We start from the raw sequence: 8,381 nt of genomic DNA on the forward strand, positions 1-8,381 counted from the left end.
ACTTGAAATCCGTCATCGTTCCGTCCGTCCAATCTCCGCCAAGCATGCTCAAGCTTCACGATTTTTGCAACAGAGCCCCCGCGTCCTCGATGACGCGACGGCGCTGCACGCTGTACTGAGGCGTACGGCCGGTGCGCAGTTCGGGAGGTATGTCGGCGTCGACGTACCCATGCTCGGCCAGCTCGCGGCCTGGCATGAGCGCGTCGTCGACGGGACGCACTACAACGGCGAGGACGGGCGCGGCGACGGCGCAACTGGCACCGTCACCACGGCGGCAGAGCTGCACCGTGCCGCCGCAGCGTTCGATGCCGCCTCGGCCGCGCTGCGCGAAGCGCACGCAGCCAACGGCGTCGTGCGCTGGTACGACGATCCCCAGTGAGTCACGACGTGGACGGCCCGGATGCCGACACCGAGGAGCGCACCCGCATCGGGCAGGTGCTCGATGCAGCTCTGCCGCCGACGAGCGCCGACCGATAACGATCGTTTTCGGTGCGCAGCTCGGCGACGTCGACGAGCTGCGCGACACGCCGAGAGGCGGCGCACCAAAATCCCCCACCGAAACTGAATCGCACCGATACTGAGCGCGTACCGTTTATGGCATGGCCGAAGTATTTGGGTACGCGCGAGTCTCGCGCAAAGAGCAAGATCCGGGCGCACAGGAAGCCGAGCTGCGAGCGGCCGGCTGCAGTCGCGTGTTCGTCGACCACGGCGAATCGAGCCGCATCGCCGATCGCCCCGAGTGGCGCAAGCTCATCGACGTAGCCGCGCGCCCCGGCGACACGATCAAGGTCCGCAAGCTCGACAGGCTCGCCGGCAGTGAGCGCCTGATGATCGAGGTGCTATCCGAGCTGAACGATAGAGGCCTGAATATCGTGAGTCTCACGGAGCCCGCCATCGACACCACTACGCCGATGGGGAAGGCTCTCTATGGCATCGTCGTGGTCTTTGCGCAGCTCCGTGTCGACACGATCAGAGAGAACACGCGCCTTGGCTTAGAGCACGCACGGAGTCAGGGGAGGGTCGGCGGCCGCCCAACCGTGATGACGGCCGAGCGAATCGCCGCGGCCCAGAAGATGCGCGCAGAGAACCAGAGCTACGCCCACATCGGGCGCGTGCTCGGAGTCGGCACATCGAGTGTCATTCGCGCGCTCGCAAAATAGCAGTATAACTATGGTTATATTTTCGGTAGACTGGAAGCGGAGGTGGACACTATGACGATCACAGAGATTCCCGTCGAGGCGGTCGCTGCACGGAAGGCGCAGCACTTGCGGAACATCGGAGAGCTGGACTACCGTCGCAGTCTGCTGCGGCTGAAACAGCGTGGATTGCGGCAGAAGGCGATCGCCGATCTAGTGAAGGTCTCGCAGCCGAACGTGCAGAAGGTGTTGCAGCGGGCCGCCGCAACCCCGATGCCTCGTGAAGGCTTCTCTGGCGCAGATCCTTACGAGATTTGCGAGCGGTACGCAGCCGGGCTGATTGACCGCGCGCAGCTCGTCGATGAGCTGACGCGCTGGGAGTACGTGCCGCAGGCGCAGACCAAGGATGCGTTCGACGATCTGCTGATGGACGTTGCGGGCTCGGTCGATGACCTGGACCGCGCGCTGAGCCGTGGGCTGATCGACGACGAGCTGTACGACGAGATTGGCGATCGCATCGAAGCACGGATGACGGCCGCGTGACCCCAGAGGAGCAGCGGCATATCGAGGTTGTCCAAGCGCTCTCTACTGCCGGCGGACCACTCGACAAGGACGGCCCACACGCGACTACCCGAAACCCAGCTTGGTATCGCTCCAACGGGTCGCGTAAAGCCGGACGACGGGCGACGCACGAACGCATCAAGGCCGCGGTAGTGAGCCAGTCTCCGAACGCGAAAGATGAAGGTCGAGCACTCGTGCTGGCTGGCCCGCCAGGTGCCGGTAAAGGGCGAGTCGCTGACACCGTGCTCGGTGCGGATCGCGACCACTACGTGAACATTGACGCGGACGATTTCAAGAAGCTGTTGCTGCGCGAAGCAATGGCAGATGGCAGCTATGAGGAGTGGATCAAACCGCCAGCGGTGCGCGACTTAGAGGCGCAGGGGGAGCGGTTCTATCCGCTTGAACTTGCCTCACTCGTGCATGAAGAATCGTCGATGCTTGCACGCGCGCTGCGCACAGAGATGATCGACCAGGGAACGAACATTATCGTCGACACGGTACTGAGCGACCCAGACAAAGCAGCACCGTCGGCTGACTCCATCCGAGCCGCTGAGCCGCCTGCATGATCGAACCTTCTGAGGCGATCGCGGCCACTGCCTGCATCTGCCGAAGATCAATCATCTGCTGCCTTGTACCCCTCGATACTGAAACGCCTTTTGGCCGCTTAGGTGAATATCAAGTATATAACTGGTCCAGGATCCTGGATCTACCCATAGCCCGCGGAGTGCGGGATCGTGGAAAGATGCACAATACGGATCCCTCGCAATCTCCGATCGACGCTGTCCGAAGCTCACCGGCACAGCACACGGCACCTTTCGCAGACGCAGTGCAAGCGTATGCGGCTCGTGCGCCGCTATCCCTCGGCGTTCCCGGTCATGGTGCTGACCCACTCACCGGTGGCGAACACATTGCAGCGGTGCTCGGTAATCGCGTCGTCGAGTACGACGTGCCCATGATGATGACTAGGCTCAACGGGGGCGCTCCGCTGCAGGAGGCTCAAGAGCTGGCCGCGGAGGCATGGGGAGCCAGACGTACCTGGTTTCTGACAAACGGGGCCTCGCAAGGCAATCGCACCGCGGCGCTCGCTGTGCGCAGCCTGGGAGAGCGCGTGCTGATCCAGCGCAGCTCGCACTCGAGTTTCAGCGACGGGATGTTGATCGCCGGACTGTACCCGACTTACGCGTCCCCGTCGGTCGACCGAAGGCATGGAATTTCTCATGGACTCACCCCAGACGCTCTCGAAGACGCGCTGCGCGCGGAGGCTGAAGCTGGCAGGGCCGTCGCGAGTGTCTATGTCGTCTCTCCGAGCTATTTCGGGGCCACTGCTGATGTCGCTGGTCTGGCGCGCGTGACTCATGCATACAATGCCGTCCTCATCGTCGACAATGCATGGGCGTCGCACTTTGGTTTTCACCCGGCTCTGCCCGAAAGCCCAGCCCGATTGGGGGCGGACATCATTGTGTCGAGCACGCATAAACTCGCCTGTTCGTTGACGCAGTCAGCGATGATCCATCTCGGGGAGGGGCCGTTCGCGGACGAACTCGAACCGCTGATCGACCGGGCGTTCACGATGACGTCGTCAACTTCCGCCAGCAATATCTTCAAGCTGTCGCTCGACCTGACCAGGCAAGCTCTCATCACTGGCAGGGAGAAGATCGAACGTGCGCTGGATACTGCAGAACGGCTGCGTGAGGCGCTGAGAGAAGACCCGGATTTCTCCATTATCAGTGATGACTACGGGTCGTTTGACGATATCGTCACCCAAGACCCGCTTCACATCCCTATCGATGTCACCGCCTTGGGGCAGAGCGGGCACTGGGTGCGAGAGAAGCTGATCAACGAGCACGCGATTTACATGGAGATGTCCACCGCCGGTTCGATCGTCGCAGTGATCGGGGCACTCGCTGCGCCCGACGTCTCACGCATCATGCGCGCCTTCCGCGCTGTCGCTCAAGCGGCGAAAGCCTTGGCGGTCGCGAGCGGACCGGCGGACGTACTGGGGGAGTTTCCTGAGTTGCCCGAACGCGGCGATCTGCGGATGGTTCCTCGCGACGCGTTCTACGGCTCAAGCGAGCTCGTTCCCGCAGCTCAGGCGGCCGGTCGCTTATCGGCGGACACCATAGCCGCCTATCCACCTGGAATTCCGAACATTGTGCCCGGCGAAGTGATCACCTCGGAGAACATCACGTTCCTCCAGGCAGTCGGAGCCTCTCCTTCAGGGTACGTCCGGGGGGCAGTCGATCCGTTGGTCACGACCTTTCGGGTGGTCAAGGACGTCTGATTGGCAGGGGTCAGCATTGATGGTGCGGGCAAGTTCACACTTCATCTCCTTGCCGGTCTGCGAGGGGAAGCGAGGCAGACGGCCAGGGCCAGCGGAGGTCATGCCTCTACCACAGCTGGGACGGCGTCAAGTGTCGGGTTTTATGGGAAGCAATCAATACCGATTTACCTAGTGCAGGCACCGGCGGTGACGTTGCCCGGTAGATCTTTTCGATCTGCGCTGACGGTCGCTAGTCGAGCTCGCCGTGAAGTCGGCACGGTTGAACAAACTCATCCAGTCCGCGGTCGTGATCCCAAGGTCGTTGATCCCGGCCCAGGGGGGGCGAGATCGCGAATGGGTTTAGCTTTCTCGAGCGAGTTGTGCGCCCGACCGACGCCTTGTCATACGAGTCACCTCTCGAGCCGACTCAAGCGAGCGTATCGTATTCGTCAAGCCGTTCATGGTAGTGGACGGCCGGTTACTGCGCGCCGCGGACCCTGTGATGCATGCGGTCCTTCAGATCGGGCCCGGCTTGCCTGTGCCGCCAGATCACCATCCGGAGCGGGTCGAGTGTGAGGCAGGTGTAGGCATGGTGGCGACCTCCTTGCCGACGATCATGCGCGAGTACACGTCGGTGACAAATAGGACATACACCCATCCCCAGAGCGTGCGCACGTAGGTGATGTTCGCGGCCGCGCTTTCATTCGGAAGGGTCGCGGCGAACTGACGGTTCACGAGATCCAAGGAGCGACCGGTTCCAGGTGACCGTTTTGTTGTTCGGGGGGCTTTTCGCCCGCGAGAGCACTCGGAGCCCGATCTGCCGCACGAGCCGGCCCACTGCCGATGACGCGACGCGCTCGCTCTCGCGGCGGCGCGCGGTGGGGATCTTCTCTACTCGCAGACATTGTAGCTGCCGTGGTGACTGCGGGTGCACTTCTCGTAGAGGAGCCGGACGCGCGACCACGCACCGATGGCGGCGTATTTTTCACCGCTTTGTAGCTTGACGCGAGGATCTAGGCGGGAGCGTCGTCGCGCGCCCGGCAGATGGTCTCGTTACTACTGAGCTCGGCGCGCTACGCGTCGGAGTAAGAGGTCTTCTTGGTCATCGTTAAGCGAGTTCGAGCTGCGTCGCGGAGAGAGCCGAAGCGCTCTTGAGGATTTGGTTCGCGAGCCACAACTCACGCACTCCGCCCTCGAGTGCCAGGACCCGCTCCGATCCCTGCAAGGTCATGCCTTGTCACGGGTAATCGTTGGTCTCGCCCTGATATCCCAGGTACGCGAAGCCAGATGCGCAACGAGCTGATCGGCGATGCGCCGGTACGTCCCCTACCGAATGGCAGGGGGCCACGGTGCGGATACGGTCGGGTTGCGTGCTGAGGCAACTTCGCGGCGTACCCACTTGTTCACATGGTTGGACGAGCTTCGTTCGGGCAGGTCCACCTTTATCCAACACGACACGATTCAGCCGACCAAAAGGGCTATGCGCCTTGCCCGCTACCGTACAACAAGCGGTCGGCGTAAATACGTAAGAGGGGAGCGCGCTTTCGCTCGCTCCCCTCTTGCTGACAAGGCCTTGTCAGGTGACGCTGTCGATGAACGCACGTGTGCGTTTGCGCTGCGGATTCCCGATGACCTGATCTGGTGGACCAGCCTCCACGACAACGCCGCCGTCCATGAACACGACTTGGTCAGCGACACCACGAGCAAAACCGATCTCATGTGTTACCACGATCATCGTCATACCGTCGCGAGCGAGTTCCTTCATTACATCCAGAACGTCGCCGACCAGCTCCGGATCGAGAGCACTCGTGGGCTCGTCAAACAACATCAGTTTCGGATCCATCGCCAGTGCGCGTGCGATCGCGACGCGTTGCTGTTGACCGCCCGAGAGCTGTGCCGGGTAGTGCTTAGCGAAATCGGCGAGACCGACACGGTCGAGAAGTGCGAGAGCACGCCTTCTGGCCTCTGCCTTTGACCGTTGTGCGACACCGACCGGGGCTTCGACGATGTTCTCGAGAGCGGTCATGTGAGGGAACAGGTTGAACCGTTGGAAGACCATCCCGATATCCTGACGCTGTCGGGCGATCTGCTTCGGAGTCATCTCATGAAGGCTCTGCCCGCTCTGGCGGTAGCCGATCAACTCTCCATCAACGATGACGCGCCCGCCATCGATGGTTTCGAGATGATTGATGCAGCGTAGCAGAGTCGACTTTCCCGACCCAGAGGGGCCCAGGAGTACCGTTACTGTTCCGGCACCGACCTCCAGGGAGATGTCCCGGAGCACCTGGTGAGCTCCGAAACTCTTGCGAACCCTACGGATCTGCACGAGCGCGTCTATATCCGCTGTCGTGGTCGAGCTAATCATCTCAGACACGATCATCTCCAATCACCTGAATCGCCTCGGTGGCCGGGGCCGGCGGTGGGCCCGGCTTCCTGCGATCCAAGACCGCCCTGAAACGCTGCAGCGGGGTCGGCGGAAGGTTGCGTGTGCTGCCACGTCCGAACCGGCGCTCAAGATAGTACTGAGGAATCGACAGCACGCTCGTCATGAGCAAGTACCAGACACTGACCACGATGAGCAACTCAACCTGACGCAGGTTCGCAGAAGAGATCACCGAGGCCTGAGTGTAGAGCTCCATGACGGCGATCACCGAGAGCAGCGAGGTGTTCTTCAGCATCGATATGAGCTCGTTGCCCATTGGCGGGATGATGACTCGCATCGCCTGCGGCAACAGCACGCGACGGAACGTGTAGAGCGGGGACATGCCCAGCGAATAGGCGGCTTCGCGCTGGCCCTCATCGACGGAGATCATTCCGGCGCGAACAATCTCGGAGGAATAGGCTGCCTGGTTCAACGTCATTGCGAGCAGGCCGGCAACGAAGGGCGTCACGAGATCGTTAGTACTGATCGACCAGAACACGACATCCGTAAGCGGCACGCCAAGTGTGAGGCGATCGAACAGCAGTCCGAGATATCCCCACAGCATGATTTGAACGATCAACGGGGTGCCGCGGAAGGCCCAGACATAGAACCATGCCACACCTGACAACACTGGGTTCGGAGAGAGTCGCATTGCTGCAATCACCACAGCGAGCAAAATGGAGACCAGCATCGAAATGACGGTGATCAGAATGGTGAGCCAGACGCCGCTAAGGATACGGGGGTCGAAGAGGAAATCTCCGACGACGCCGAAATCGAGGTTCGGGTTCGTTGCGATAACGTAGATGAACGCGGCTACGAGAAGCGCGACAACGAATGCGCTGACCCATCGCCATGGGTGTCTAAGCGGGATCGCCTCGACATCGTCCTCATTCATACGGACAGCGCCTGTTTGCTGCCCGCTTTGCTGACCTGTCATGTCTACTGCGCTACTCCCTGGTTCGTTTCAGCGGACTCCACCATGTACGGGGTGTAGTTGTTGCGGTCGGCGACCTCCTTGTAAGTTCCCTCGTCGATCAGTTCCTGGAACGCTGCCTGCAGCGCATCGATCAGCTCGGTCTTGTCCTTCAGCACACCGATGCCGTTATAGACGGGGCTGAAGCCCTTGGGATTGTCCGGGTCGCGGACGATCTCGAACGACTTGCCGTTCCCTGTGTTCGCTACCATGTACTCGGCGGGGAGAGCGTCCGTTGAGAACGCGTCAGCCTTACCGGCTCGAAGCGCAGTCTGACCGTCCAGGTCGGAGGGCAGCTCGAGGAGCTTAACGTCGTCGCCCCCGCAGTCCAAGGCCCGAAGGATGTCGGCTTGAACGGTGGCTTTTTGGATCGCGACAGTCCTCCCGCAGAGATCGTCCTGAGTCTCGATGCCGTCCGGGTTGCCCTTTTTGACCACGATCGCGAAGCCCGCGTAGGTGTAGTCGATGAAGGTCAACGTCTTCTGCCGCTCTGGCGTGTCCGTCATTCCAGTCATCACGATGTCGTGCTTGCCCGCCTGCAGCGAGGGGATCACGGAATCGAACGCCTGCTTCTCAATCTTGATGTCGATGTCGAGCTTCTGCCCAAGGAGACGTGCCAGCTCCGGGTCAAACCCCACTGGACGCTGGTTGTCGTCATACATCGAGCTGGGAGGCGAAGGCAGACCCATGGCGACGTTGATGCTCCCGCGGCTGATGATGTCCTCGGGAAGCAGCTCATGCAGTTCAGGGTTCGCTTCAGTCGTGACCTCGTTTCCGACTGGAGCGCCGGATGAGGCGTCGCCCTCAGTGGGCTTGCTGCTCGCAGATGAGGAACACCCAGATAGCAGCAGTGCTGCACCAGCAGCGATTGCGAGCAGCTTGAAGCCAGAAAGTTTCATGATTCATCCTTCACCTTTGAAGGCCTGGGAAGTCGGAGGGTCGTCATCTCAGGCCTGACTCGCGCCAAGTTAGTGCGTGACGCTCGCGGCGACGGCGTCGAGGATGGCTTGCGCCGTGTCGCCGGGTGGG

The 8,381-nt window shown here is 61.4% G+C and carries 9 protein-coding genes and 1 pseudogene; 5 read left to right on the plus strand and 5 right to left on the minus strand.

Going from position 1 to position 8,381, the window contains the following annotated elements; translation table 11 throughout:
* From AC3WLB_RS24090 to AC3WLB_RS24105, 4 genes are all read left to right on the plus strand, one after another.
* On the plus strand, positions 1-379 hold a 379-nt coding region (locus tag AC3WLB_RS24090; RefSeq protein ID WP_492510443.1), incomplete at its 5' end, for a hypothetical protein.
* 220 nt (positions 380-599) lie between these two features.
* Positions 600-1,160 carry a recombinase family protein gene (locus AC3WLB_RS24095; RefSeq protein WP_079941804.1) on the plus strand — a complete coding sequence of 187 codons (561 nt, stop codon included), beginning with the start codon at positions 600-602 and terminating at the stop codon, positions 1,158-1,160.
* Between the two features lie 51 nt (positions 1,161-1,211).
* Positions 1,212-1,679, plus strand: a complete 468-nt coding sequence (locus tag AC3WLB_RS24100; protein WP_139770732.1) for a hypothetical protein — start codon at positions 1,212-1,214, stop codon at positions 1,677-1,679.
* Positions 1,676-2,263 (plus strand): zeta toxin family protein, encoded by a 588-nt coding sequence (locus AC3WLB_RS24105; protein WP_492510446.1) that lies wholly within the window; start codon positions 1,676-1,678, stop codon positions 2,261-2,263. The genes AC3WLB_RS24100 and AC3WLB_RS24105 overlap by 4 nt, the downstream gene beginning before the upstream one ends.
* Here the strand turns inward: AC3WLB_RS24105 and AC3WLB_RS24110 are convergent.
* Positions 2,262-2,318, minus strand: a pseudogene (locus tag AC3WLB_RS24110) (hypothetical protein); the annotation flags it as partial. The gene AC3WLB_RS24105 and the pseudogene AC3WLB_RS24110 overlap by 2 nt on opposite strands.
* A gap of 121 nt (positions 2,319-2,439) precedes the next feature.
* Between AC3WLB_RS24110 and AC3WLB_RS24115 the strand changes: the two are divergent.
* On the plus strand, positions 2,440-3,978 hold the full coding sequence (locus tag AC3WLB_RS24115) for an aminotransferase class I/II-fold pyridoxal phosphate-dependent enzyme (RefSeq protein ID WP_492510448.1): 1,539 nt from the start codon (positions 2,440-2,442) through the stop codon (positions 3,976-3,978).
* A 528-nt stretch (positions 3,979-4,506) separates the two neighbouring features.
* Here the strand turns inward: AC3WLB_RS24115 and AC3WLB_RS24120 are convergent.
* The 4 genes from AC3WLB_RS24120 to AC3WLB_RS24135 form a co-directional block, all read right to left on the minus strand.
* On the minus strand, positions 4,507-4,701 hold the full coding sequence (locus AC3WLB_RS24120) for a hypothetical protein (protein ID WP_492510450.1): 195 nt from the start codon (positions 4,699-4,701) through the stop codon (positions 4,507-4,509).
* Between the two features lie 832 nt (positions 4,702-5,533).
* Positions 5,534-6,322: an amino acid ABC transporter ATP-binding protein gene (locus tag AC3WLB_RS24125; protein WP_492510454.1), complete on the minus strand. Its 789-nt coding sequence runs from the start codon at positions 6,320-6,322 to the stop codon at positions 5,534-5,536.
* A gap of 1 nt (position 6,323) precedes the next feature.
* Complete coding sequence (locus AC3WLB_RS24130; protein ID WP_492510452.1) at positions 6,324-7,274, minus strand: amino acid ABC transporter permease; 951 nt, start codon at positions 7,272-7,274, stop codon at positions 6,324-6,326.
* A 44-nt stretch (positions 7,275-7,318) separates the two neighbouring features.
* On the minus strand, positions 7,319-8,251 hold the full coding sequence (locus tag AC3WLB_RS24135) for an ABC transporter substrate-binding protein (protein WP_079941031.1): 933 nt from the start codon (positions 8,249-8,251) through the stop codon (positions 7,319-7,321).
* Between the last annotated feature and the right edge of the window lie 130 nt (positions 8,252-8,381).

The sequence above is a fragment of the Herbiconiux sp. FW305-C-125 genome, assembly GCF_058783455.1.

What these genes read in the sequence shown, in the direction of transcription:
- AC3WLB_RS24130 (WP_492510452.1), bottom strand. Translation starts at nt 7,274, where the DNA reads ATGAATGAGGACGATGTCGAGGCGATCCCGCTTAGACACCCATGGCGA.
- AC3WLB_RS24115 (WP_492510448.1), top strand. Translation starts at nt 2,440, where the DNA reads ATGCACAATACGGATCCCTCGCAATCTCCGATCGACGCTGTCCGAAGC.
- AC3WLB_RS24125 (WP_492510454.1), bottom strand. Translation starts at nt 6,322, where the DNA reads ATGATTAGCTCGACCACGACAGCGGATATAGACGCGCTCGTGCAGATC.
- AC3WLB_RS24135 (WP_079941031.1), bottom strand. Translation starts at nt 8,251, where the DNA reads ATGAAACTTTCTGGCTTCAAGCTGCTCGCAATCGCTGCTGGTGCAGCA.
- AC3WLB_RS24095 (WP_079941804.1), top strand. Translation starts at nt 600, where the DNA reads ATGGCCGAAGTATTTGGGTACGCGCGAGTCTCGCGCAAAGAGCAAGAT.
- AC3WLB_RS24100 (WP_139770732.1), top strand. Translation starts at nt 1,212, where the DNA reads ATGACGATCACAGAGATTCCCGTCGAGGCGGTCGCTGCACGGAAGGCG.